Annotated in this window: 20 protein-coding genes; 8 read left to right on the top strand and 12 right to left on the bottom strand. The window is 45.9% G+C overall.

The window, feature by feature from the left end; all coding sequences use genetic code 11:
• Positions 1-3 precede the first annotated feature (3 nt).
• From SDE_RS06635 to SDE_RS06615, 5 genes are all read left to right on the top strand, one after another.
• On the top strand, positions 4-879 hold the full coding sequence (locus tag SDE_RS06635) for a transporter substrate-binding domain-containing protein (RefSeq protein WP_011467747.1): 876 nt from the start codon (positions 4-6) through the stop codon (positions 877-879).
• Positions 880-1,303: 424 nt separating this feature from the next.
• Positions 1,304-4,075, top strand: a complete 2,772-nt coding sequence (locus SDE_RS06630; RefSeq protein WP_011467746.1) for a TonB-dependent receptor — start codon at positions 1,304-1,306, stop codon at positions 4,073-4,075.
• A gap of 457 nt (positions 4,076-4,532) precedes the next feature.
• On the top strand, positions 4,533-7,295 hold the full coding sequence (locus SDE_RS06625) for a TonB-dependent receptor (RefSeq protein ID WP_011467745.1): 2,763 nt from the start codon (positions 4,533-4,535) through the stop codon (positions 7,293-7,295).
• 243 nt (positions 7,296-7,538) lie between these two features.
• Positions 7,539-9,113 carry a tryptophan halogenase family protein gene (locus tag SDE_RS06620; RefSeq protein ID WP_011467744.1) on the top strand — a complete coding sequence of 525 codons (1,575 nt, stop codon included), beginning with the start codon at positions 7,539-7,541 and terminating at the stop codon, positions 9,111-9,113.
• Positions 9,114-9,204: 91 nt separating this feature from the next.
• Positions 9,205-9,978 (top strand): SapC family protein, encoded by a 774-nt coding sequence (locus tag SDE_RS06615; RefSeq protein WP_011467743.1) that lies wholly within the window; start codon positions 9,205-9,207, stop codon positions 9,976-9,978.
• Between the two features lie 4 nt (positions 9,979-9,982).
• Here SDE_RS06615 and SDE_RS06610 read toward each other — a convergent pair whose 3' ends face one another.
• Complete coding sequence (locus SDE_RS06610) at positions 9,983-11,101, bottom strand: type I secretion protein TolC (protein ID WP_011467742.1); 1,119 nt, start codon at positions 11,099-11,101, stop codon at positions 9,983-9,985.
• A gap of 127 nt (positions 11,102-11,228) precedes the next feature.
• Entirely contained in the window at positions 11,229-11,990 is a 762-nt protein-coding gene (locus SDE_RS06605; RefSeq protein ID WP_011467741.1) for a phytanoyl-CoA dioxygenase family protein, read from the bottom strand.
• 143 nt (positions 11,991-12,133) lie between these two features.
• Between SDE_RS06605 and SDE_RS06600 the strand changes: the two genes are divergently transcribed.
• A complete protein-coding gene (locus tag SDE_RS06600) occupies positions 12,134-12,901 on the top strand; it encodes an IclR family transcriptional regulator (protein WP_011467740.1) in 768 nt (255 codons plus the stop codon).
• Positions 12,902-13,154: 253 nt separating this feature from the next.
• Here SDE_RS06600 and SDE_RS06595 read toward each other — a convergent pair whose 3' ends face one another.
• Positions 13,155-13,808 (bottom strand): hypothetical protein, encoded by a 654-nt coding sequence (locus tag SDE_RS06595; RefSeq protein ID WP_011467739.1) that lies wholly within the window; start codon positions 13,806-13,808, stop codon positions 13,155-13,157.
• Between the two features lie 326 nt (positions 13,809-14,134).
• On the opposite strand from SDE_RS06595, the gene mutS reads away from it, so the two are divergent.
• Together mutS and fdxA are read left to right on the top strand one after the other, a co-directional pair.
• Positions 14,135-16,798 carry a DNA mismatch repair protein MutS gene (gene mutS / locus SDE_RS06590; protein ID WP_011467738.1) on the top strand — a complete coding sequence of 888 codons (2,664 nt, stop codon included), beginning with the start codon at positions 14,135-14,137 and terminating at the stop codon, positions 16,796-16,798.
• Between the two features lie 86 nt (positions 16,799-16,884).
• A complete protein-coding gene (gene fdxA / locus SDE_RS06585; RefSeq protein ID WP_011467737.1) occupies positions 16,885-17,208 on the top strand; it encodes a ferredoxin FdxA in 324 nt (107 codons plus the stop codon).
• A 198-nt stretch (positions 17,209-17,406) separates the two neighbouring features.
• Here the strand turns inward: fdxA and pgm are convergent, their stop codons facing one another.
• The 9 genes from pgm to ftsB all read right to left on the bottom strand — a co-directional run bounded on the left by pgm (position 17,407) and on the right by ftsB (position 25,946).
• On the bottom strand, positions 17,407-19,047 hold the full coding sequence (gene pgm, locus SDE_RS06580) for a phosphoglucomutase (alpha-D-glucose-1,6-bisphosphate-dependent) (RefSeq protein ID WP_011467736.1): 1,641 nt from the start codon (positions 19,045-19,047) through the stop codon (positions 17,407-17,409).
• Between the two features lie 256 nt (positions 19,048-19,303).
• Positions 19,304-20,305: an RNA polymerase sigma factor RpoS gene (gene rpoS, locus SDE_RS06575; protein WP_011467735.1), complete on the bottom strand. Its 1,002-nt coding sequence runs from the start codon at positions 20,303-20,305 to the stop codon at positions 19,304-19,306.
• A 213-nt stretch (positions 20,306-20,518) separates the two neighbouring features.
• A complete protein-coding gene (locus SDE_RS06570) occupies positions 20,519-21,301 on the bottom strand; it encodes a peptidoglycan DD-metalloendopeptidase family protein (RefSeq protein WP_011467734.1) in 783 nt (260 codons plus the stop codon).
• 191 nt (positions 21,302-21,492) lie between these two features.
• Positions 21,493-22,437 carry a DUF368 domain-containing protein gene (locus SDE_RS06565; RefSeq protein WP_011467733.1) on the bottom strand — a complete coding sequence of 315 codons (945 nt, stop codon included), beginning with the start codon at positions 22,435-22,437 and terminating at the stop codon, positions 21,493-21,495.
• On the bottom strand, positions 22,438-23,079 hold the full coding sequence (locus SDE_RS06560; protein WP_041324339.1) for a protein-L-isoaspartate(D-aspartate) O-methyltransferase: 642 nt from the start codon (positions 23,077-23,079) through the stop codon (positions 22,438-22,440).
• A 168-nt stretch (positions 23,080-23,247) separates the two neighbouring features.
• Positions 23,248-24,237: a tRNA pseudouridine(13) synthase TruD gene (truD, locus tag SDE_RS06555; RefSeq protein ID WP_011467731.1), complete on the bottom strand. Its 990-nt coding sequence runs from the start codon at positions 24,235-24,237 to the stop codon at positions 23,248-23,250.
• A 78-nt stretch (positions 24,238-24,315) separates the two neighbouring features.
• Complete coding sequence (ispF, locus tag SDE_RS06550) at positions 24,316-24,783, bottom strand: 2-C-methyl-D-erythritol 2,4-cyclodiphosphate synthase (RefSeq protein ID WP_011467730.1); 468 nt, start codon at positions 24,781-24,783, stop codon at positions 24,316-24,318.
• 2 nt (positions 24,784-24,785) lie between these two features.
• On the bottom strand, positions 24,786-25,562 hold the full coding sequence (gene ispD, locus SDE_RS06545; protein ID WP_049762590.1) for a 2-C-methyl-D-erythritol 4-phosphate cytidylyltransferase: 777 nt from the start codon (positions 25,560-25,562) through the stop codon (positions 24,786-24,788).
• Positions 25,563-25,643: 81 nt separating this feature from the next.
• The gene (gene ftsB / locus SDE_RS06540) at positions 25,644-25,946 is read right to left on the bottom strand and encodes a cell division protein FtsB (protein ID WP_011467728.1); all 303 of its coding nucleotides are present in this window, start codon (positions 25,944-25,946) and stop codon (positions 25,644-25,646) included.
• Positions 25,947-25,949: the final 3 nt, after the last annotated feature.

Here is a 25,949-nt window from a genome sequence, read left to right as displayed (position 1 = left end):
AGTATGTTTAAAAAAATAGCGTTTCAAATTATATTCATCATTAGCACTCTAGTGCTCATATGCACTGCAGCATATAGCGAAACAGAAATAAAAGTTAATGTTGCAAGTGGTGCTAAGGCAGACTATGTTATTCAATTAATCGAACTCGCCTACCAAAAGCTAGAAAAAAAGGTAACCATAACCAAAGACGAAACCCGTATAACGCAAGGGCGAATAAACGAAGAGGTCGCCAATGGCAATTTAGATGTTATGTGGGTTTCAACAAGCGTTAAAAAAGAAGAAGACTTTTTACCCGTACGCACCCCATTACTCAAAGGGTTACTCGGGTATCGCATAATGTTTATACGGCAAGGCGAACAAAGTAAATTCGACAACATTCGCACCCTAGACGACTTACGATCCATAAAACTTGGGCAAGGCAGAACCTGGGCTGACACAGCCATACTCGAAGCCAACAACATAGATGTAGTAAAGGCCGCCAAAAAAGATAATTTATTCAACATGCTTGATGGCAGCCGCTTCGATGCGTTCCCCCGTGGAGCCAGCGAACCATTTTCTGAAATACAACAGTATTCTCACCTTAATATAGCGATAGAAAGCAACCTTGTATTAGCCTACAAAATGCCTTTTTATATATTTGTAAATAAAAACAACCACGCACTCGCCGCCGATATAGAACAAGGCCTAAACCTCGCCATTGCAGATGGCAGTTTCGATAAAGTGTTTTATCGCAACCCAACCGTTATTGACGCTCTAGAGAAAGCTCGCTTGGATAAGCGACATGTCATTGAGTTAGTTAACCCCACACTTCCAACTAACACCCCAGTTGATAGAAAAGAACTTTGGCTTTCGCCTGCAGATACTCGGCCCCAACCTTAACCCCCTTCGTTAACACTCACCTCCGCCAGTTTTTGGCGGGGGTTACCCTATCTTGGCCGCTCCTGGCTTTTAATCCCTCATTCACGACTAAGCTCCAAGGGACTTATCGAGCTACACCTGTGTACCGCTGCTTCGAATTGATGCTGCTTACTCCCTGATTGTAAAGACCCACCACCTCTGCACTCACCACTAGACCAGTTCGCCATTTTGATTATTGAATACAATATACTATTGACAATAAACACATTAATCTAGATGATATCGCCGCCAATCAAGCTTGGCCACACTCCAGCCCGATTGGCCGCTGTTCACAATTCAGGCGTCAGACCTGAAAGCGATTTAAGTAAACCATCAACTCCTCACGTGAACCCCTGAAAATAGACTAGGGTAATTCGCGCATACCTAACCCAAACAGGTGAATCAAATGACGAGCTTTCAGACTCCGTTCAAACGAAACATTATGTCCGCCTCCGTTATCGCTGCCGTTAGTATGGGGGCGCAAGCACAAACCACCCAGCCAAATGAGATTATTCTCGAAGACGTTATCGTTACCGGTATTCGAGCGTCCCTTACTGGGGCCATGGATATTAAACGCAACGCAACGGGCGTTGTGGATGCAATTAGTGCAGAAGATATTGGTAAGTTTCCCGATACCAACTTGGCTGAATCACTCCAAAGAATTACCGGTGTTGCTATTGATCGCAGCAACAACGAAGGCAATCAAGTAACCGTTCGCGGATTTGGCCCAAGCTTTAACCTCGTTATGCTAAATGGCCGCCAGATGCCCAACTCTTCGGCTTTGTCATCTACAGCGGTTTCCCGCAGTTTCAATTTTCGCGAAATTGCCGCTGAATCTGTATCGCGTGTAGAGGTATACAAAACAGGTAAAGCTCATGTGCCAAGCGGTGGTTTGGGTGCAACAATAAATTTACAAACCGCAAAACCCTTTGATTTTGATGGCTTTACCTTACTTGGCAGCACCAAAGGCATCATTGAGTCAAACGCTAGTGGCGGCAACAATGTCACACCAGAAGTATCAGGCATGGTGAGCCAAATATTTGGTGACGACTCTTTTGGCATACTGGCATCTTTTTCTCATGCGCAGCGTGATTTTCACGTAGATCGTATTGGCACGGCGAACGGCTGGAGCCAAAGCTACCCTGCACAATCCAACCCCGATACTTCGGCCATTAACACAAACCTTAACCCAAGCCTCACCACATGGCGGGTAGCCACAGTTGATTTAGATAACGCCGACTACGAGCGCACTCGCCAGAACGGCCAAATAGTTTTGCAATACTTTCCCGACGACGACTTTAGCGCAAGTGTGGATTACACCATGTCGCGCTTTGAAGAAAACGGCCAAATGAACCGAATGAGCTTTTGGTTTGATGACGTAGAAACAGGTAAAGCCGACGCAAACGGTACTATTATTAACCCTGCACGCTCTAACGACGAACTTAACTTCTGGGCGTGGGAATACGGGTTTACAACAGAGAACGATTCATTTGGTTTAAATATAGATTGGGCTGCAACAGAAACAATTAAACTCGTATTAGATGCACACTCTTCTAAATCTCACTCAAACCCCGGCGCACAACCGGCAGAGCGTATAGCCAACCTAAAAAATCCGTTTGGTGATGCCGCACCCGTACATATTTCTGCAGACTTCTCTGGCAAGCTACCTACGGTTGCCTACGACGATTCCGCACTCGTTGGTGGCGCCTATTCGCGCGAAAATATCGAAGCGGATTTATACCAAGAACGCGGCAACGAAGTAGAAAATACTGTCGATCAAATTCAATTTTCTGGTGAATGGGTTAACCCCAACGAGAGCGTGCTGCGCCAAATAAATTTCGGTTTCGCAAGCATCACCAACTCGGTAGATACACTAAGCATTCACAGCTCCAATTTCTCTTTGGGTAACGGTGCAGTCGACATCAGCGATTTAGACCTAACTTTTAGCCCTGGCGATATCGGCTATGAATTTGTACCCAATTACAGCGCAAACCAATTTTTAAACTTGGTTGAAGAGCAAGGCCTTAAAAATCCCGCCACGCTAGATGAAAACGGCATTGAAGAAAGTATTTCTGCTTTGTACCTATCGTTAGATCTCGAAACAGACATTCGAGATATGCTATTGCGCACAAACATTGGCGTGCGCTACGAAACCACCACAGTAAACACCTACAGCAAAGGCAAGCCAGTAATAGGTTTTAACTGGGTTTCGCCACTCGAGCTAGCAAAAATTGTTGCGGATGAAGCGGTTACTCGCACCGCAGATGCAGATTACAACCACGTATTACCCAACTTAGATATAAGCTTAGATATTGTTGAAGACGTTATCGCGCGTTTATCTTACAGTACAACAATTGCGCGCAGTAACATCGATGCAATGTACCCCAATGTTACTTACTATTCCCACCAACCTAACGGGCCATTTACAGCAAGCCAAGGCAATGCCGCGCTGCTTCCGTTCGACTCCGCGAACCTCGACTTTTCTCTTGAGTGGTACTACGCCGACGGCAGCTACATTTCTGGTGGTTACTTTAGCAAAAACGTCGACAACTTCTTGGCTGCAGGGCAAGAGCTGCAAACCATTATTGGGCCAGAAGGGCCGCTTACTAACCCCAGCGCTAATCCACGCCCTGGTTGCCCAGCGGGTAGCGTGAGCGAGCCAGTAGAAGCATGTACTTCACAACCTTCCGACCCCGAAATTATTTGGGGAATTGCCACACCAAAAAATACCGACGAATCATTGGTAGATGGCTGGGAATTGAACGTACAGCACATGTTTGGCCAATCTGGCTTTGGTGCAATTTTGAATTACACCACAGTAGATAGCAACGACCGCTACGATGTGTACGCCATTGAAAACGGGCTAGCACTACAAGGCCTAAGCGATACCGCTAACCTTGTTGCCTTCTACGAAAAAAACGGCTTACAACTCCGGGTGGCCTATAACTGGCGTGATAAATTCTTGCTAGCTTCTGGCCCAGAGCCCACATTTACAGCGGCTTACTCGCAAGTAGACTTTAATGCGAGTTACGATATTAATGAAAACCTCACCGTATTTATTGAGGGCCTAAACCTTACAGACGAAGCCACCCACCGCTATGGCCGCTGGGAAAACCAATTGAAGGACTACGAACAGTATGGCCAACGCTATGCCTTAGGTATTCGTGCCAAACTATGACCCAAACTATGACCCAAACTATAAGCCAAGCTCTAGCGTAATGTGAAAGCTAACCCAGCGCTTGTTCATCTTTACAAGCGCTGGGTATTACAACTCTTTATATAAAGTATCCTGTTGCGCTTACAGTCTACTTTCCCCTCTCCGCAACCAATACCGCCCGTTAATGCCTTCTCGCGCACAGGCCAACATGGCGCCTAAATCTTCCAAATTGATCTCGCTAGGATTACTTCGCCCACACCAATTGTTAACAATAGACTATTGACTTTTAACTATCGTGGCGAGATTATGGCGCTGGGTTTTATCACGCCAAGGTGAATATGCATCGGTTCACCAGTTAAGTTACGGCTGCCCCACCTAAAAATATAACAACAATAAGTCCGAAAAGGCCTAGATAGCCTGTCTCATCTCAGGCCTCCAAAACGACAATAAAAACCTACTATCCTAAGGAGAGAAACCAATGGCGACCTTTCAAGATCGATTTAAATTAAAAATTATTTCAGCCGCAATTATTGCCGCGTCCAGCTTTGGCGCACAAGCACAAACAAACACGGGTTCACTAGAAGAAGTCGTTGTAACCGGTATTCGCGCCTCGCTAACAGGTGCTATGGATGTTAAGCGCGAAGCTAGTGGCGTGGTGGATGCAATTAGCGCAGAAGACATAGGTAAGTTTCCCGATACTAACTTGGCGGAATCGTTACAACGTATTACCGGTGTTGCCATCGACCGCAGCAATAACGAAGGTAACCAAGTAACAGTGCGCGGGTTTGGCCCCAGCTTTAACTTGGTTACACTTAATGGTCGCCAAATGCCAAACTCTTCTGCATTGGCCTCTACCCCAATATCTCGCAGCTTTAACTTTCGAGAAATTGCTGCAGAATCAGTATCTGCAGTAGAAGTACATAAAACAGGTAAAGCACATATGTTTACCGGCGGATTGGGTGCAACCATTAATTTAAAAACATCTAAACCCTTTGAGCTAGATGAATTTACCGCCCACGCCAGCGTAAAAGGCGTATTTGAACCAAGCGTAGAAAACGGCGATAACATTACGCCTGAACTTTCCGGCATGATAAGCAAAACCTTCGCCGATAATAAATTCGGCGTACTCGCGTCTTTTTCTCACGCAGATCGTAATTTTCATGTAGATCGCATAGGCACTCAAAACGGCTGGAGCCAAGGCTACCCAGGGCAAGCCTCACCGGATACCTCTGCCATTAACACCGACAAAAACCCAACCTTAGCCACATGGCGCGTGCCAACGGTTGACCTCGACAACGCCGATTACGAGCGCACACGTCAAAATGGTCAGTTAGTGCTGCAGTTCGCCCCCAACGATGAGCTTACCGCCACGGTGGATTACACCATGTCGCGGTTAGAAGAGAACGGCGATTTAAACAGAATGAGTTTTTGGTTCGATAATGTAGAAACTGGCAGAGCCGACGAGAACGGCACTATCATCAACCCTGCCCGCTCCAACGACGAACTCAATTTTTGGGCTTGGGAATACGGCTTTACAACAGAGAACGATTCGTTTGGCCTAAATATAGATTGGGCGGTAAACGACGAGCTAGTACTTACTTTAGATACACACAGCTCCACTTCGCACTCTAACCCCGGCGGCCAACCTGCCGAACGTATAGCCAACCTAAAAAACCCATTTGGCGATGCAGCCCCAGTGCATATTGCTGCTGACTTTTCTAACAAGTTGCCAACAGTTTCTTACGACGACTCCGCTCTGCCCGGCGGCGCTTACGCGCTAGACAATATTGAAGGCGACCTATATCAAGAACGCGGCAACGAAGTTAAAAACAATATTCAACAAACACAGCTTCACGGTGTTTGGCAAAACCAAGAGGACGGCGCCTTAACAGCCATCAACTTTGGTTTGGCATGGACCCAAAATAAAGTGGATGCCATAAGCATTTATAGCGCAAACTTTTCGCTAGGTAACGGCGCCATAGATTTAACTGGCTTAGACCTCTCATTCACCCCTGGTGACATAGGCTTTGAATATGCCCCCGTATTTAGCGCAAACCAATTTATAGATTTAGTCGAACAGCAGGATTTAAAAAACCCAACCGCGCTCGACAAAAATGGGGTTAAAGAAGATGTAAATGCACTGTACGTTTCGTTAGATTTCGAAACAGAATTTAACAACATGCCAATAAGAGCAAATGTGGGCTTACGCTACGAAGATACAGAAGTAAGCTCATACACCATTGGCAACCCTGTAATTGGGTTTAATTGGGTTTCGCCGTTAGAGCTTTCTAAAATTTATGCTTCTGAGGAAGCCGCAGATACGCTTACCGGTGAATACAACCATCTACTGCCTAACTTCGATTTTAGTGTAGATGTAATTGAAGATCTTGTTGCGCGAGTTTCCTACAGCAAAACAATTGCGCGCAGCAATATAGATGCAATGTACCCAGGCACAGATATGCACACCCACTTATCGGGCGGCCCTTTTAAAGCCAACCAAGGTAACCCAGACTTACTGCCGTTCGAATCAGAAAATTTCGACTTTTCTGTAGAATGGTACTACAGCGAAGGCAGTTATTTATCTGGCGGTTTCTTCCGCAAAAAAGTAGATAACTTTATCGCTTTAGGTGAAACGCAGCGCGCAATTAACAGCCCTCAAGGCGTACTAACCGACCCTAGCGCAAACCCTCGCGCAGGCTGCCCAGCGGGGTCAGTTGCAGACCCGGTACCGGCTTGTACATCACAACCCAGCGACCCTGCAATAACATGGCAAATAGCTGAGCCGCAAAACCTTAACGACTCTTTAGTAGACGGGTGGGAATTTAATATTCAACACATGTTTGCAGAAACAGGTTTTGGGGTAATTGCAAACTACACCATGGTAAACAGCGACGATCGCTACGATGTTTACAGTCTAGAAAACGATCTAGCGCTACAAGGCCTTAGCGATACCGCTAACCTTATTGGCTTTTACGAAAACGACGACTTTCAAATACGTGTTACTTACAACTGGCGCGACAAATTTTTACTTGCCTCAGGTGTAGAGCCAACATTCACCGCGGCCTATTCGCAAGTAGATTTGAATGCTAGCTACAACATAAACGAAAGTGTATCGGTATTTGTAGAAGGTATTAACTTAACCGATGAGGCAACTCACCGCTACGGCCGCTGGGAAAATCAACTCGTGGACTATCAACAATTTGGCCAACGTTACAACCTAGGTATACGCACCAAATTTTAGGTTTAGTTAACACATAAATTTACCAATAAGTAACTGGGGGCACAGTATTCAGTGGCCCCAGTTAATAACCTATTAGCAACTCAACACCTTAACCACACGCTACCAGCATTAAGCCTTTACGTCTATTACACTAAATGGCTAAAACAAAGCATTCGAACATTTAAACCTGCAAACCTGTACAGCCTAAAAAACTATAAAACGCACCCACTTTTTCTTTGTGCGTAAAGGCAAAAAAATATAGAGATGAGCATGTCTAAGTCCAGTACATCTAAGCCAGTTACATCAATTGTTATCGTCGGTGGTGGTACAGCAGGTTGGATTACTGCAGGCACCCTCGCCGCCCACCTAAACTCAAACAGCCAAGCGACAGTTACCGTTACACTCGTCGAGTCGCCAACTACACCCACAATAGGGGTAGGCGAAGGCACGTGGCCCACTATGCGTAACACGCTTAAAAAAATGGGTGTGCGCGAAACCGATTTTATACGCGAATGCAATGCAACGTTTAAACAAGGGGCTAAATTCTGTGGCTGGACAACCGGCGAACAAAATGATGGGTACTATCATCCGCTTGTTTTGCCCCAAGGCTATGCCGATATAAATCTTGCTCCCCATTGGTTAGCTAGCAATAAAGCCACGCCATTTGCGCAATCGGTGTGCGTACAAGCAGCACTGTGCGAAACGGGTCTCGCCCCTAAATTAATAAGCACTGCAGAGTATGCGGCCATCGCAAATTATGCTTACCATTTAGATGCGGGCGCATTTACCCGATTTTTAACAAAGCACTGCACACAAAATTTACACGTACAGCACGTATTGGCAGATGTAACTAGTGTGCAGGCAAAAGAAAATGGCGATATAGAATCCGTTAACACTTTGCAGGCAGGTAATATTTATGGCGACCTATTTATAGATTGCACAGGTTTCGAAGCGTTATTAATAGGCAAGCATTTCAAAGTACCGTTTATTTCGTGCAAACATACACTGTTTATTGATACCGCTCTCGCTGTGCACTTGCCTTACACAGACGATCAATCAAACATTGCTTCGCACACTATCTCCACCGCGCAAACGTCTGGCTGGATATGGGATATAGGCCTACAAAACCGCAGAGGCATAGGCCATGTATACTCCAGCGCCCATACAACAGATGCCCAAGCCGAAAAAGCGCTTAGGCAATATATCGCCAAACTATCGCCCAACACCCAAGACTTAACTGTACGAAAAATACCTATCGAGCCAGGCCACAGGCAAACATTTTGGCAAAATAATTGTGTGGCAATTGGCCTGTCTGCAGGCTTTTTAGAGCCGCTAGAAGCATCAGCATTAGTGCTTATCGAAATGTCTGCTACTATGCTTGCCGAACAGTTACCCACCACACGCGCAAGCATGGCTATTATTGCTAAACGATTTAATCAAACTAATACGTATCGCTGGCAACGCATTATCGACTTTTTAAAATTACACTACACCTTAAGCAAACGCACAGACAGCGACTTTTGGATAGATAACCGCGCCCCTAACACCAACCCAGATAGCCTAAAAGAGCTGCTCGAGTTGTGGAAATACCATTACCCTTGGCACAGCGATTTCGACCGCGCGGCAGAAGTATTTCCATCTGCTAGCTATCAATATTTATTGTATGGCATGCAGTACCCCACGCAGTCTAGCCATTTGGGGATGTCTGATAAAAACATTGCATTAGCAAATAAACTATTCACCCAAAACAAAGCATTAACCCAAAAGCTATTAAGCTCCCTTCCTAGCAACCGAGAACTAATAAATAAAATAAAAACGTACGGACTAGCGCAAATTTAACGACTAACTTAATTTCTAATTTGTCCTCTAATTTAGCAGCCAACATATTCTCGAAGCAGGTGGCTCATATAGCTACCAAAAGGCCAATAAAATGATAAATCTACAGCCATTATCCTACTCCCAGCACAAGGATATTAAAATAATCACCCGTCACGGTTCCGAGTTTGGCGAAGCGGTACATACTGCACCGGTACAACTCAATGAGCTAGAAAATATGTGCGCGCAAACACCCGTATGTTTTATGAAAAGCACAGAGACAGGGCAATTTGGCCTGTACGCCATACTGGGCTTTAACGAAGGAGAGAATCTATTTTTAAATAACGACCAATGGCGCTTAGACTATATTCCGCTGCAATTTAGGTGTCAGCCGTTTGCGCTTGGGCCAGAGCAACAACCCCATGCAACTAGCACGCAATGTATAAGTATTAATATTCATAGTAAAAGAATAAGCATCACCGAAGGCGAAGCACTATTTAACGAAGACGGCACACCTACAAGCTACCTTAGCGGCATTAAAAATAGCTTGGCCGATATAGCAAAGGGAGCGCACCCAACGCGATTATTTATAGATACACTCGTAGACAGTGGCTTAGTGGAGGCAGCTACACTTGCGGTTACATTTAATAACGGCGATATGTTTAACTACAACGGCCTGTACACCATCAACATAGATAAACTTGAAGAATTAACACACGCGGCTCGCTCAGAGTCTCAATCTCAGTCTCGTGCCAACCTTAACCATGTGTTTTTAAAGCAATTGGAGCAGCAACACTTTCTTGCCCCCATTACTTGGCTCACACAATCGCTTGGCAATTTTAAAAAGTTAATTACCTTGAAAAACACCAAGCTAAAAAAAGTAGAATAACGCGCTACACAGGCTCTAATCGAATTGGGTAAGTTTGGTTCGCGCGCCATTGCCCCACATAAACAAAGCCATTACCATCTACACACAAACCATGGCAATGATTAAAAACATCCCACGAGCTACACATTGGCTGCAACTGTCCGTTTTTATAGCAAGGTGCAGCGCCACCTATATTGGTAACTACTTTATTATTTTTATCAAACACACTTATAAAGCCAGAATTATCCACTGTTTTACCATTAATGTTAGACCAGCATACAGGCGCAAAAAAATGGTCACCACTAAATACAGGGCCGCCTATATGTGCGCCGGCGGTATCTATAGTGCCTCTGTAGGTGCCGTCTAAATTGAACTGCTTTAATTTGCACTCGCCCCTAGAGCTAACTATTAAGTGTGGGTCGTTAGGGTTGCGCAAATCTACTTCTATTCCGTGAGTATTTACTAAATTACACTCAGCATTTGCATTATTGGCCCCGCCCCAGCGCCGAATAAATTGACCGTTTGAGCTATAGTGCAATACGTAATCAGAACCATAACCATCTGTCACGTACAGGTCACCATTGGGCGCAACGGCAATATCTGTAGGCCTAAATGGTTGATCTGGTGTGTACACACCTATTGTTTGCGGGTGACCAATAGTAAAAATAAGGCGGCCGTCTAGTGTTAGCTTTGCAATAAAACCACTTTGGGCAATTACTTTATTGGTTGGCGAATCCCAAGCATCCGTTGATACACCATCCCATTTTCGATTTGTTATCCAACCACTATCAACAAGGTAAATTACCTCTTCGCCATTTTCATTCACAATACGTATTGAATGCGCACAGGGAAACATGGTGCCCCAAGCATCTAACAACTCGCCTGTTCTACTATAAATTAGCACATTATTTTGGGGGTGATCGGTCACCAAAAATATGCGCCCTTGGGAATCCATCGCGAGGTCATGACAATTTTCAACAGGGTATTTTTCACTATCTTGCATCCCCCACTCACAATTCACTCTATATTGGAACTTACCTTGGCCCACAATTAAGCCATGAGGGTAAATATTCGACTTGGGTGGAGGCTTTATTTTAGAGGGGGCATGGATAGAAGGAGTAGGTTTAGACGGTGTAGTTTCCATAATTATCACAACTTAATTACACAATGGTTGTAACAAAAGCTTCAGAACAAAAAAACAAATAAAAAAAGCCCTGCCCCAAACAAAGAGCAAGGCCAAGCCTGACATCAAAGGCTAAAAAAGAAAATAGCTACGCTTGCCAATCTAAAATTGCGGTGTCTTCAACCGTAGAGAACGGGTAATAAACGGCTTCATTCTCCATAAATGCTTGGTTAGATATCGCGTTATACGCACAGATCATTGACCAACGCGGTGCAGCAGATTGATTTTGATTAGACTTATGTAATAAATTGCAATGAAAAAATAAAACATCACCAGGCTCAAGCTCTACGTTTACAAGTTCGTGGTGCTTCATAGCCTCTTCCACAAATAACATATCTGCCCCCTTTTGATCACCGGTTTTGCTGTGATCTAAACGGCCAATATGGTGCGAACCTTTTAATACTTGCAGGCATCCATTTTCTATAGTGGCTTTGTTAATGGCCACCATACAGCTCACAGCTTTTGGGTAGAGCATTAAATTATCGCGGTGCCAATAACCAAAATCTTGATGCCATTCCCACGCGCCACCTACAAATGGCTCCTTCATCATTATTTTAGTGCTGGTGTGGTAAATAGGCTCACCTATTAATTTTTCTACGCTCTCAGCCAACCGCTTACTGCGAGAAAACATACTGTAAAAATCATCGCCTGTTTGTTGCCACAAGCACACCTTACTCACCTTGCCAGAGCCATCTTTTTTATTCCAAGCTCGCTCGTAAAGTGTTTCATCATTAAACGCCAGATCTTGCAGGCGTGTAATTTCTTGTAGTGAGAAAAAGCCAGAAGCAATCACATAACCATCTCGGTGATACGCCGTTTGTTGCTCGGGGGTTAACCTAAGTGCACTCATAGTAGGGACTCCGTTTACGCCTCATTATTGTCAACAATATTCAATCAACCAAGTAATGATTGCAAGCTTTTTATTTCTATATAAACTTTATATTTATATATAAATAAACTTAGAAGCACTTGCAGTAACTGGAGAAGCACACGTTGAGCACAACAAACAAATACGCAGCACCGGCTTTAGAAAGGGGGTTGGACATACTGGAATACCTTGTCAGCCAAGAGCAGCCCCGCTCCCAAACAGAGATAGCAATAGGAATAGGCCGGAAGCCAAATGATATTTACCGAGTGTTGGTAGGGTTAGAAGCGCGGGGCTACCTATTGCGCGATGAACACTCTGGGCGCTATCGGCTGTCGTTTAAGCTGTACAACCTTTCGCGAAGTATTTCCCCTATAGACAAAATGCGCCAATGCGCCCTGCCCTACATGGAAGACTTAGCAGTAGGCATTGGCCAATCCTGCTACTTGGCTATGCTTTACCAGAGCCAAACTATGATTATTGTGCACGCGCGCGGTCACAGCCCAATCTCGTTAAACATAAGCGAAGGCGCACTCTTTCCCACTAGCGCAAGCACCGCTGGCAAGGTGTTGCTCGCCAACAGTAAAACCAAAGTACGAAACATGATCCTACAAAGAGATAATACCTATACAGCCCTCGCCAAGCCCAAGCAAACGGCTTTACTAGCAGAGCTTGATAACATCAAAGATGACGGCTGCCTCTCTGCCGCCAGCCCCTTTATAGAGGGCGCAACCGACTTTGCAGCCTTAATAGGCGTACCAGAAGGCGAGGTAATAGCGGCTTTAGCAATTTCATCACTCAAGTCTAACTGGGGTAGCGCAACCCCAGCCGAAGAGCTACGCGAGAAGGTAATTGCTACCGCCCAGCACATTACCCAACAGCTGGGTAGCCTGTAACAAGACGCTTCAATTTGGGGTAAATCGACAATGCTAAGTGTGTAGTAAATTATTGGAGGCTATTTAGTGCATGCAAAAAAGTATTCGAAATTCTGGTTCAAACTAACGCAGCTATGCTTTTTGCGTATTTGCGCTCCTTGTTTACGCTGACAGCTAGGCACGAGTTAGCCACGCCGAAACTCGTTGATAATCCAGCTCAAAAAACTTGCTAAATGGCAAACGTAAATTGGACTGGAGCACCCAAGAGGCACTATCAGTAATCAATCACCTCCACCCTTTCCACGCCCATTTTTTTAAGAACACGAAATATTCTAGATACTAAATTCCCGTTTGCAGCTTCATCCATATACAACACAAAACTAAAGTTCGTAATAGGTTTACCTCTTGTTGTAGATTCAATAGCTTGTTCCAATACCGAATCATCATTAGAAACAATAGGCGTATTATTAATAAGAATTTCACCGGTGTGCGCCACCATTATTACGATTGTATTATCTGCCTGCGGGTCAATACGCTTTTTAACCACATCGACTAATTGCACAACAACTACAGTTTGTTCTGGCATAAAAAACTGATCGAAGTAATCGCACTCCCACACCCCGCCCAACTCGGCTTCAATACCCGCTCGCACACTGTAATAGTAATTTGAAAAGCTAGAAGCATCCGCCGCAGCCAATACTCGTTTTATGGCCGTATTTTCCAATTCATTTTCTTGCCTAGCGGATATCACACCGTAAACTTGCTGCAAATCGCCAGAGCCTTGTAACGCCCCCCAATTTTTAGGGTTATACAAAGCGCACAGTTTGTCGGCTTCTTTCGCAAAATCCACATCAGAAGCACAAGACAAGCTAGGTAAGATCAAGCCAACCACAACAATAGATTTAAACGCTTTTATTAATTGATTCATTATTTATTCGCTACTTTTCTGAACTCATCGAATGCATAGGCAATATAGTACAAGTTATTACATGCTTTCGTTGTGCTGCTCGATGTTTAGGTAGGTATAGCGGTGGCACCTAGGTTAGCCACCTCCGCCCCCGTCTGCTTAATTAGCATCTCCACTTCGGCTAGCAGCTAATCTCCCCCCCCCCCTACAAGCCCATTACGGCAACTTAAGCATCTGCCCCTTTGGTTAACCTTCTATAAATGGCATAATCTCGCGCCTTGGCTTTTTATAGCCCACGCCGTTTCTGGCCACTTTTCATACAACCAGCGAGTTAATCTACAAGCCGCATGAACAGTACATCTACCGCTACGCCCATTGCTAACGAAAACCACACCCCTATGATGCAGCAATACCTGCGCATTAAGGCAGAGCACCCCAATGAGATTGTGTTTTACCGTATGGGGGATTTTTATGAGTTGTTTTTCGATGATGCAAAAAAAGCGGCGAAGCTATTAGATGTAACCCTTACCGCACGCGGTAAATCCAACGGCGAGCCTATTCCTATGGCGGGCGTGCCCTACCACGCAGCCGAAAACTATTTGGCTAAGCTTGTGCGTTTGGGGGTTTCAGTTGCCATTGTAGAGCAGGTAGGTGACCCAGCTACCACCAAAGGGCCGGTAGAGCGCAAAGTTATGCGCATTGTTACCCCAGGCACGGTTAGTGATGAAGCGCTGCTAGATGAAACTCGCGATAACCTTTTGGTGGCTATCACCTTAAAAGATGAGCGCTATGGCATTAGCTCTTTAGATATGGGCAGTGGCCGCTTTACCGTATTTGAAGTTGCCGACGAAGAGGCATTAATAGGCGAAATTGAGCGCTTACAGCCAGCCGAATTGCTTGCCCCAGAATTGCTTACCGTACCTAATATTATAAGCTTGCGTGCAGGCTATAGACGCCGCCCAGATTGGGAGTTTGAATACGATACAGCCCAGCGCTTGCTCACCCGCCATTTTGGCACGCAAGATTTAAGCGGTTTTGGTTGCGAAGACTTTACCGCAGGTATTAGCGCCGCGGGGTGCTTATTTGCATATGCACAAGAAACCCAAAAAACGACGCTAAGCCACGTTGCCAAATTAGTATTGGATAACCCAGAAACCAAAGTAACACTGGATGCAGCAACACGCCGTAACTTAGAGTTAGACACTAACCTAGCCGGCACAGAAGACAACACATTATTTAGCGTGTTAAATACTACCACCACAGCAATGGGTGGGCGCTTATTGCGCCGCTGGTTACATTCACCACTGCGCGATATTTACATACTTAACCAGCGCCAAAGCGCTATAGAAGCGCTGTTAGATAATTATCAATTTGAACCGCTACGTCACACCTTAAAACACATTAGTGACTTAGAACGTATTTTGGGCCGCTTGGCTTTGCGCTCTGCTCGGCCGCGCGACTTGTCGCGTTTATGTGCATCTATTGCGGAGTTTCCCGCAATTCAACAGCATTTAAACGGTATTGATAGCCCGCTACTAAAAAAACTAGCAAAAGAAATTCGAGAATTCCCAGACCTAGTTGATTTGCTTAGCCGTGCCTTAATGGAAAACCCACCGGTAGTTATTCGCGAAGGCGGGGTTATTGCAGAAGGGTTCGATGAAGAGCTAGACGAGCTGCGCGCAATTAGTACAAATGCCGGTGATTATTTAATTAAGTTAGAAGAACAAGAGCGTGCTAAAACCGGTCTTTCTACGCTTAAAGTGGGCTACAACCGCGTACACGGTTACTACATTGAAATTAGTAAATCGCAAGCTAGCTCGGCGCCAACAGAATATATTCGCAGGCAAACACTTAAAAATGCCGAGCGTTTTATTACGCCAGAATTAAAAACTTTTGAAGATAAAGCCTTGTCTGCAAAAAGCCGTGCGCTCGCGCGTGAAAAAGGCTTGTACGATGATCTTATCGAAACCCTCAACGAGCAATTGCGCGAACTACAAGTTGCGGCTTCTGGCGTTGCCGAGCTAGATGTATTAACCACATTAGCCGAGCGTTCAAACCTATTAAACTTTTGCAAGCCAGAGCTGTACGAAGGCGAAGGCATTTTTATCGAACAAGGTCGCCACCCTGTGGTTGAACAGGTGTTAGATGACCCGTTCGTACCTAACGACTTACTACTAGATACCGACCAACGGATGCTAATCATTACCGGCCCCAACATGGGCGGTAAGTCGACTTACATGCGACAAACAGCGCTTATTGTGCTGCTGGCGCAAATTGGCTGCTACGTACCGGCCAGCGCTTGCAAGCTGGGCTTGGTAGATCGCATATTTACTCGTATTGGCTCATCAGACGATTTGGCAGGCGGCCGCTCTACTTTTATGGTGGAAATGACCGAAACCGCCAATATTCTAAACAACGCTACCCGCAACAGCCTTGTGCTTATGGATGAGATTGGTCGCGGTACCAGTACCTACGACGGCCTGTCGCTGGCGTGGGCATGCGTGGAACATCTCGCTAACAACTTGCACGCATTTACCCTGTTCGCCACCCATTACTTTGAGCTAACCGGCTTGCCGAAAGCATTAGCTGGCGTGCAAAACGTACATTTGGATGCAACCGAGCACAACGACTCGATTGTTTTTCTTCACAAAATACAACCCGGCCCTGCCAGCAAGAGCTTTGGTTTGCAGGTGGCAAAACTAGCTGGTATTCCTTCCAACGTGATTGCCGACGCGGGCGGTCACTTGCGCAGGTTAGAGGCCCAGCCGACGGTAGACACGCCGCACCAATTCCCGGCCCCCGAGCCTATTGCCTTGCAAGAGCCGGTTGCGGAACCAGAACCCAACAAACCAGCTGCTGCTGCCAAAACCAAACCGGCTAGCCCGCAACCCGATTTGTTTGCGAGCGCGGCCCCTTCGGCTGTGGAAATAAAACTGAGAAGCATTAACCCCGATAATTTAACCCCGAGACAAGCTTTACAGGCCTTATACGATTTAAAAGATATAAGTTAGAGGTAGAACAGGCGCTGCAAGTATTCCTGAGTGGCGCCTATCCTGTTAGAATGCGCCGCTCATAAAGATAGGAAGAGGTTCCAACAATGACATTCGTAGTGGGTGACAACTGTATCAAATGCAAACACACCGATTGTGTGGAAGTTTGCCCGGTAGACTGCTTCTATGAAGGCCCTAACTTTTTGGTTATCCATCCTGATGAGTGTATCGATTGCGCATTGTGCGAACCCGAATGCCCTGTGGACGCAATCTTCTCTGAGGATGAGCTTCCAGATGACCAGCAAGCCTTCCTAGAACTGAATGCCGAATTAGCTGAAGTGTGGCCAAACATCACCGAGAAAAAAGATGCGCCAGCCGACGCTGAAGAATGGGATGGTGTAGAAGGTAAACTGCAATACCTAGAGCGCTAATACGCTTTAGCAGTTACTTTTTAGCCTGAACGCAAAAAGCCGCTATTAGCGGCTTTTTTTATACCTACTTTAAAATACCAAGCCGTTGATGACTTGCCCCAACGCTAATACCACCTGTTTGTGCTATTGATTGGGGCAAATCCAGTTTGGGGCTAGTCTAATTTGGGGCTAAACCAGACTGGATATAAGAGCGACCAGCTATACGCCAGCCGCTTTGAAGGTTTCACTTACAATTGCTTGCGCTTCGGTAAGAATTTGTTGCAAATGCTCTTCGCCTTTGAAGCTTTCTGCATAAATTTTGTAGATTTCTTCAGTACCCGATGGGCGCGCGGCAAACCAGCCGTTTTCGGTACACACCTTCAAACCACCTATTGCCGCACCGTTGCCAGGCGCATGGGTAAGCTTTTGGGTAATAGGCTCGCCCGCTAAGCTCTGCGCGATAACGCTTTGCGCATTTAAGGCCTTTAGTACACTTTTTTGCGGCCCAGAAGCAGGTGCATCAATACGCGTATACACAGGTGCACCAAATTGCTCGGTTAGCTTTTGGTAATGTGCGGCTGGGTCCATACCGGTTACTGCAGTTATTTCTGCTGCAAGTAAGCCTAAAATAATACCGTCTTTATCTGTGCTCCACGCGCTGCCATCGCGGCGTAAAAAGGATGCCCCTGCACTTTCCTCACCACCAAAACCACAAGTGCCTTCGTATAAGCCATCAACAAACCATTTAAAGCCAACCGGCACTTCGGCAAGCTTGCGGCCAATAGACGCTGCTACGCGGTCGATCATGCTAGAGGATACAAGGGTTTTACCAACCACAAGGTCTGCTGACCACTGCGGGCGATGCGAGAACAAATATTGAATTGCTACCGCCAAGTAGTGGTTGGGGTTCATAAGCCCAGAGGGGGTAACAATACCATGGCGATCGTAATCTGGGTCGTTGCCTATGGCCACATCGAATTTATCTTTTAAACCAATTAAGCCCGCCATGGCATAAGGGGATGAGCAATCCATACGGATCTTGCCATCTTTATCTAAGGTCATGAACGAAAAGGTTGGGTCTACTTTGCGGCTTACCATTTCAATATTTAAGCCGTAGGTATTCGCAATAACATCCCAATAAGCAATACCGCTGCCCCCAAGGGGGTCTACACCTATGCGCACACCGGCTTTGGCGATGGCTTCCATATCAATGACTGAGCCCAAATCATCGACATAGGGCTGGATTAAATCGACCTCTTCCACCAATTCCGATTCGCACGCTGCGGTGTACTCTGTGCGCTTAACACCTGCTAGCTCTGCGGCGATAAGCTCGTTCGCGCGCTTTTGAATCCAATCGGTAATATCTGTATCGGCTGGGCCACCATTGGGGGGGTTGTATTTAAAGCCGCCATCTTGCGGTGGGTTATGCGACGGAGTAATTACAATACCATCGGCCAAATTACTTGTTAGCCCTTGGTTATGGGTAAGAATTGCGTGCGAAATAACTGGGGTAGGCGTATAGCCCCTACCTGCTTGCACTTTTAACGCCACGCCATTGGCCACCAGCACTTCTACTGCAGTAATAAACGCACTTTCTGATAATGCATGTGTATCTATCCCTACATACATTGGGCCTGTAATGCTTTTGCTTGCGCGGTACTCTGCTAACGCTTGGCAAATAGCAAGAATATGCGATTCGGTGAAAGTGCCATTAAACGATGAGCCCCTGTGCCCAGAAGTACCAAAGCTCACTAATGCTCCCTCTTGGGGCTTTTTAGTGTAGTACTCACTGATTAGACGCGGAATATTAATTAAATCACTGTCTATTACCGGTTTGCCTGCGCGCTCGTGTATGGCCATGTAAATTCCTTAGTCGCTTTTTTCTGCCATGATTGGCTTATTTTGCAGCTTTAATTATTGAGATGCTGATAGAGTTGGGTTTTTATACTGAATTTAAGCGCAAAATTTACGCCAAAGCAGTTTGCACGCAATCATACAAACGTTGTGTTAACTTTTACAGTATTGAGTGGGAATTTACACGTATTCGACAGTCATAAAAAAAGCCGCTGAATTGCGGCTTCTTTTATGGATTTAACATTGTAGTGTTAATTGAAGTTTACATAGCTCCAAACAACGATGCCGCATCCAAACCTTGTTTCTCTAATATGTCGCGCAAACGGCGTAGTGCTTCTACTTGAATTTGACGAACGCGTTCGCGCGTCAAACCAATTTCTTTGCCCACTTCTTCCAAGGTGCTGGTTTCGTGGCCGCGAAGCCCAAATCGACGTGCTACAACTTCGCGTTGTTTTTCGCTTAGCTCATCTAACCAACCATCCAAGCTTTGGCTAAGATCGCTTTCCTGCAACAGCTCTACAGGGTCCGATACATCTTGATCGGCTACGGTATCTACTACTGTTTTTTCCGAAGAAGGACCAATTGGCACATCCATGGAGGTTACGCGCTCATTCAATGCAAGCATGCGCTCTACATCTTCTAACGGTTTTTCTAACAGTGTTGCAATTTCTTCCGGTGATGGCTCGTGATCAAGCTTTTGAGAAAGCTCGCGGGCTGCACGCAGGTATACGTTAAGCTCTTTAACCACATGAATTGGCAAACGGATAGTGCGCGTTTGGTTCATAATGGCGCGCTCTATGGTCTGACGGATCCACCAAGTTGCGTAGGTAGAAAAGCGAAAGCCGCGCTCTGGGTCGAATTTTTCTACTGCACGAATTAAACCTAAGTTGCCTTCTTCAATTAAATCGAGAAGCGCAAGGCCGCGGTTTACGTAGCGGCGTGCAATTTTAACAACCAAACGCAGGTTACTTTCTATCATGCGCTTGCGGGATGCTTCGCAGCCTTTCAGGGCTTTACGAGCAAAAAATACTTCTTCTTCGGCACTCAATAGTGGCGAGAAGCCTATTTCATTTAGGTATAGCTGTGTCGCATCCAAGTTTTTCTGGTATGCATCTTCACTTTCTGCACTCGCGCGGGTAGCGGTTGCACGTTTCCGTGTCGGCGATTCAGGTTCCTTGGCACTTTCTACATCAAAAGTAATGCCCGTAGCAATTATGGATTCTTCTTCTTCAAAACGACTGATTTCGATTTCTTGAACTGCCATGACTGTAACCCCTGTGACCGTGTTTATAGTTGGGTATCCGAACTACCCTGCTTATTAGGTTGGTCAATACAAATCAATTTGACCCCCTCGTGTACTAAATGCTTGCTTACCCGCTGCGGTATGTTTTAGCGGTTAGAAGCGACTACCTCGTAAAACTCTATTTCGGCCGCCTCACAATTTCTTTAGTACTTTTTTCCTAGTTGACACATTTTTTTACTTCTTGGGGAGATAATTCAATGGATTAACCGGTTGACCGTCATAGCGCACTTCAAAATGAAGTTTGACACTGTCTGTTCCTGTAGAACCCATTTCGGCAATCTTTTGTCCTGCTGCCACAACGTCACCTTCTTTCACTAATAATCGACTGTTGTGGGCATAAGCACTTAAGTATTTGTCACTGTGTTTTACGATTAGTAACTTGCCGTAACCCCGCAGCCCATCGCCGGCGTAGACTACTTGCCCTGCTCCAGCTGCGAGTACAGAGTCCCCCAAATCACCTTTTAGATCAATACCCTTATGCAGCCCGCCATTGCTGTGAAAAGATGCAATTACGTCGCATTTGCAGGGCCATTGCCAACTACCACTCCACTTGGTTGTAGTTACTTCTGGCGGTTTTTTGACTGTCGATGATGTATTTCCTGATCGGCGGGGAGTGGAAACAACCGCCGGCACCTTCTTTTTCACTACGGCAGGCGGGTTCTTTTTTAGTACTTTAGGAGGAGGTGTAGTATTAGATATATTCAGATTAATTATTTGCCCGGGGTAAATAGTATAGCCCGAAGCTACGCCGTTAGCGGCCGCCAAGGATTTGTAATCTAAATCGTAGCGCCATGCGATGGAATAGAGAGTTTCACCCGGAGCAACAATATGAGTGTGTATTTTACGAGGAGGAGGCTGGGATACGTCGGTGACAGGTGCCCGATAAGGTGCACTGCTGCATCCTTGAAGAAGCAACAGAGCGATCAATATATTGATCAGCCATCTAACCTGCTCCACCACGTATCCCTTTTGCTAGTAAATGACGAGTTTCTTAACCAGTTCAATATTTAGGCAATTCTAGAACTTTTAGCAATTAATAGATCTAATTTATTAGAAATTAATATAATTTTAGTCTAAAAAAAATCGCTCGTTTTGGCTTTTTTTGCTGTCACACCCATGCTTTAGCATGGCATTTTTGCCACTTTTGGCTAGGAGGCCTTCATTTTCTTAGCTAAAAGCTCAATAAAAAGTACTAAAAACAAACCAATTATGGCACAAAATACAACCATCGCCCAAAGGCTAGTGTTACCTGTGGAAGCAGTATAAACATTAGGTAACACGTTACTTGATGAAATGGCGATTTGTTCGCCATGGCGATTAATAACAAATTCATTAACAACTTTCCAAGGCCAGGTTACATAAAGCGAACCAACCAAAAAGCCCAACAATGTAGCAAACGTTGTGCGCCGAAAGCGTGCAAGCAGCCAAGAGAGTATGCGCGAGAAAACCATTAAACCGCAGGCACAGCCCGCAGCAAACGCTCCAAGCGCGACAATATTGAACTCGTTAATCGCAGCAAGAAACACAGGGTAAAGACCAACCAACAACAAAATAAAGCTGCCAGAGATACCCGGCAAAATCATTGCGCATATAGCCACAAAACCACCGAGAAACAGTACCCAATTGTGCCCAGGCAAATGCGCAGGCTTTGCCATTGCAATGGCCACCACAAAGGCCACACCGCATAAAAAAGGCACTAAATCCAGCCATTTCCAGTGGGTTTCGTGCCTATACAGCTGTACAACGGACGCGAGAATTAACCCAGAAAAGAAACCCCACACTAATAGCGGGTAATGCTCTAAACAGTAACCCACAATACCCGCAAAGGTTTTAATACTAAGTAAAACACCCACAAACAATGCGGCTAAAAAATTACCGTTAACGTGTTTCCAAGCAGCAGGTATACCTTGTTTAAATAGTACTACCACGGCCTCTGGGCCGATTTTTTTAAGAGAGCCTAACAGCTCGTCATATATCCCTGTAATAAAAGCAATAGTGCCACCCGACACCCCCGGCACCACATCTGCAGCCCCCATAGCCATGCCTTTTAAGGCAATTAAGGCGTAATCCTTTTTTGTGCGCTGCTCACTCATTTAACGTGTTACTCCAGATAGTAGTGGTACAAACTTAACAGGTTCTAATTTTTGGGTTATGAATTTGTCTTCTTCGCCATCCCTTATCACTAGGGTAAGCACCTGCTCATCAGCACCCACGGGGATAACCAGCACGCCATTGTGCGCCAATTGCTGTAGCAGACTTTTAGGAATATCGCGAGGTGCCGCGGCAGAAAGAATTGCATCGAAGGGCCCCTGCTCGGGCCAACCGAAGCCGCCATCCGCGTGCTTATAGGTGACATTATTTAGCCCTAGGTGCCTTAAGCGCTGTTTTGCTTTGTCCTGCAATGGCTTAATTCGTTCCACGCTCCACACATGTTCAACGGCTTGCGCCAAAATGCAGGTTTGGTAGCCAGAGCCAGTGCCTATTTCGAGCACGCGCTTGGGGTCGCCAGCGGCACCGAGCAATATTTCGGTCATTCGGGCAACAATGTAGGGCTGGGAAAGGGTTTGGCCGAAGCCTATAGGGAGGGACGCATCTTCATAAGCGCGGTGGGAAAGCGCTTCATCTAAGAATAAATGCCGTGGCGTATTGGCTATTAACTCCAACACAAACTGACTAGTTACCCCTTGCTCGAGCAAACGCTCGACCAAACGGTCACGAGTGCGTTTAGAGGTCATCCCCACGCCTTCTAGTTTTAATCGATCCACTTCACCCTCTCGACAAAGCAAATGGGCTAGCGACTTCTGCTAAGCGCTAGCGTCCATTGATAAAGCGCGGCTAGTATAAGCACAAGCCGCGCGGCAGTTAAACAAAACCGCCGAACTATACCACAAGTTGGCGTGTTTTTAGGCTGCAGGAGGGGCGTATTGTTCTGCTGAAACGTTATTCAATAGCAATACATCACGCAACAGCGATGTTGCATATAGCCCAGGGGCCAACGACAAGCTAAGTACCAAGGCATTGTCTTGCCACTGCCACGAGAATGAACGAGGCTTAAGCACTAAATCTCTGCGCTCTTGGCTTAAACCGTTGTGCTCGAGCTTATCTCGCCATAGGTCCAAGTGGGCCAGTACTTCGTTTTCTAGCTCTAGCAATGCATCGGTCGATTTAGGTCGGCCGCGGCCCCATAGTGGGCCAGTTGGTACTTCTGCGGGGTCGCCGTCCATCGGCGCTAGCCAATTGTCTTGCTTTATTCGCTCGCTAAGCACTAGGTTAAACAGGTAGGAGCGTGCAGCAGATAAAATAATACCCTGCATGTTTTTGTTGCGAATGGGGTCTTCACCACTAAACCACGCCTGCGCACGCGCAAGGTTACCGCCATCAATACCAAAACGCTGCTCACCGAAATAATTGGGGGCACCGTTGGCCGCTACAGTTTGCAATCGCGCTTCTAGGTCATCACTTTGGCTAATATCGCGCAAAGTAATAACAAAATCGTTACATAAATGCTGACCGCGGCGCAATTTGGCGCTGTGCCGCCCTTGCTGTAATACTTCCACATTGAGCTGCGTTTTTTCGATAAAGTCAGCCCAGTCGATATCAATATTTTTACCCGGCAATTGCACGCTAAACCACTGGGTAGTTACAGCGTGACGATCCTTCAGGCCGCTAAAGCCAACCGCAACCGGCTTAACCCCCAAGTAGCGCGCCAGTTGTTTAGCAACGTATTGCGTGTTTTCGCCTGTTTTTTTAATTTGAACATATAGGTGTTCACCTTCACCGCTAAATTCAAAGCCTAGCTGCTCATCTACAATAAAATCCTCCGCTAATTGGCGGAAGGTGGCAGTCTGGGTGGGCTGCCCTTGGGCGTAGGCAAAATCTAAATTAAAACTCATTAAATTGTATTCTCTATAGCACTAGCCAATTGGCTAGAACGGTGCGGATGAAAGTGCTTTAAGTATATTTGTACAAAGCTATTTAATTAGTACGGTTGCAAGTGCGGTGATACCTTCTTTACGTCCATTAAAGCCGAGTTGCTCTGTGGTGGTGGCTTTAACGTTAATATTATCTATGTGGGTATCTAAGTCTTCTGCAATTTTTGCGCGCATATCACTAATATGCGGTGCCATTTTAGGCGCTTGTGCCACAATGGTCATATCGGCATTTACCAAACTATAGCCTTTGGCTTTTAGTTTGCTATAAACCATGCGCAGCAAAGTGCGACTGCATGCATTTTTATAGGCGCTATCGGTATCGGGGAAGTGCTTGCCAATATCCCCCAAGGCCGCTGCACCAAGCAAAGCATCGCAAAGTGCGTGTAGCAATACATCGCCATCGGAGTGCGCCACTAAACCGCGCTCGTAGGGTATAACTACACCACCTATTACTATTTTATCGCCATCCCCAAAGGCGTGAACGTCAACCCCCTGACCTATGCGCATATCTAAGTACCCTGTTTTAACTGATTCGCTAAAATTGCTTCTGCTACCAGCATATCTTCTGGCAGCGTTATTTTAATATTGTCTTTACCGTCGGCAACTAATAATACCTGCCCACCGGTTTGCTCAATTGCAGATGCCTCATCGGTTACCTCTAGCCCCGCTTGCTCGCAGTGGTTTAGCGCATTGAGTAGGCAGTGCAATTCAAAATACTGCGGCGTGTGTGCTAGCCATAACAAAGAGCGATCTACTGTTGCCTGCACTGCAGGCGCCTCGCCCTGTTCAACCGCACGTTTTACGGTATCTGCCACGGGCGCTGCCAATATTCCACCTTGGTTCGCCTGCTCACAGCTCGCCACAAGTGTTTCTATATTTTTTACATTTACACAGGGGCGTGCCGCATCGTGAACCAACACTTTTACTTCTTGGTCTTGGCCTGTGTTATTGGCAGTGTTATTGGCTATTTGTTTTGCTATATAGCTCAACCCATTTTTAACCGATTGCGCACGGCTAGCGCCGCCATTCACCACATGCAGGTTGGGAATGCTATTGCAGTTAAGGGTGGGCCAGTATTGGTCGTTTGCGTCTAGCACTAAAACGATGCCGCTTAGGTTTTCTACCTGACTTATTTTGTGAAGGGTATGCTCTAAAATGGTTTTGCCACACAGCAATAAATATTGCTTAGGGATACCAACCCCCATACGAGCACCAATGCCCGATGCGGGAATAACAGCCCAAAGCTGACGATGTTGCGAAATTGTATTTTGCTTTGGCGCGATCAAAGAAATATCTCTAGTGTAAGCTGCATTAAATTAAATAGGTTAGCGCGGGTATCACACGGCTTGCGACGAATTAAAGCACGATCATTTTTTATTTTTTTTCGTGTCTTTGTCTGTTTCGTCCACAATCATAAAAAATGTTTCGCCTTCTTTTATCATGCCCATGTCGTTGCGGGCTCTTTCTTCTATAGCATCTTTGCCTTGCTTCAATGCATCCACTTCGGCTGCTAGTAATCTGTTGCGTTCACGCAGGCGCGCGTTTTCTTCTTTCTGCTTGGCAATTTCTCTATTTAAACTCACCACGCTGGCAATACTACCCTCGCCCATCCACAGCCTATACTGGAGAGCTAAAAGCGCAACAACTAAAATAATGGCGAGCCACTTCATGAA

The organism is Saccharophagus degradans 2-40 (assembly GCF_000013665.1).
In the GTDB taxonomy this organism is placed as follows: domain Bacteria; phylum Pseudomonadota; class Gammaproteobacteria; order Pseudomonadales; family Cellvibrionaceae; genus Saccharophagus; species Saccharophagus degradans.
This window is presented reverse-complemented; position numbering and strand designations above follow the sequence as displayed.

What these genes read in the sequence shown, in the direction of transcription:
- SDE_RS06605 (WP_011467741.1), bottom strand. Translation starts at nt 11,990, where the DNA reads ATGAGTGCACTTAGGTTAACCCCCGAGCAACAAACGGCGTATCACCGA.
- SDE_RS06565 (WP_011467733.1), bottom strand. Translation starts at nt 22,437, where the DNA reads ATGAGTGAGCAGCGCACAAAAAAGGATTACGCCTTAATTGCCTTAAAA.
- SDE_RS06635 (WP_011467747.1), top strand. Translation starts at nt 4, where the DNA reads ATGTTTAAAAAAATAGCGTTTCAAATTATATTCATCATTAGCACTCTA.
- mutS (WP_011467738.1), top strand. Translation starts at nt 14,135, where the DNA reads ATGAACAGTACATCTACCGCTACGCCCATTGCTAACGAAAACCACACC.
- SDE_RS06615 (WP_011467743.1), top strand. Translation starts at nt 9,205, where the DNA reads ATGATAAATCTACAGCCATTATCCTACTCCCAGCACAAGGATATTAAA.
- SDE_RS06560 (WP_041324339.1), bottom strand. Translation starts at nt 23,079, where the DNA reads ATGACCTCTAAACGCACTCGTGACCGTTTGGTCGAGCGTTTGCTCGAG.
- rpoS (WP_011467735.1), bottom strand. Translation starts at nt 20,305, where the DNA reads ATGGCAGTTCAAGAAATCGAAATCAGTCGTTTTGAAGAAGAAGAATCC.
- truD (WP_011467731.1), bottom strand. Translation starts at nt 24,237, where the DNA reads ATGAGTTTTAATTTAGATTTTGCCTACGCCCAAGGGCAGCCCACCCAG.
- ftsB (WP_011467728.1), bottom strand. Translation starts at nt 25,946, where the DNA reads ATGAAGTGGCTCGCCATTATTTTAGTTGTTGCGCTTTTAGCTCTCCAG.
- SDE_RS06620 (WP_011467744.1), top strand. Translation starts at nt 7,539, where the DNA reads ATGAGCATGTCTAAGTCCAGTACATCTAAGCCAGTTACATCAATTGTT.
- SDE_RS06610 (WP_011467742.1), bottom strand. Translation starts at nt 11,101, where the DNA reads ATGGAAACTACACCGTCTAAACCTACTCCTTCTATCCATGCCCCCTCT.
- ispF (WP_011467730.1), bottom strand. Translation starts at nt 24,783, where the DNA reads ATGCGCATAGGTCAGGGGGTTGACGTTCACGCCTTTGGGGATGGCGAT.
- SDE_RS06625 (WP_011467745.1), top strand. Translation starts at nt 4,533, where the DNA reads ATGGCGACCTTTCAAGATCGATTTAAATTAAAAATTATTTCAGCCGCA.
- SDE_RS06595 (WP_011467739.1), bottom strand. Translation starts at nt 13,808, where the DNA reads ATGAATCAATTAATAAAAGCGTTTAAATCTATTGTTGTGGTTGGCTTG.
- SDE_RS06630 (WP_011467746.1), top strand. Translation starts at nt 1,304, where the DNA reads ATGACGAGCTTTCAGACTCCGTTCAAACGAAACATTATGTCCGCCTCC.
- pgm (WP_011467736.1), bottom strand. Translation starts at nt 19,047, where the DNA reads ATGGCCATACACGAGCGCGCAGGCAAACCGGTAATAGACAGTGATTTA.
- fdxA (WP_011467737.1), top strand. Translation starts at nt 16,885, where the DNA reads ATGACATTCGTAGTGGGTGACAACTGTATCAAATGCAAACACACCGAT.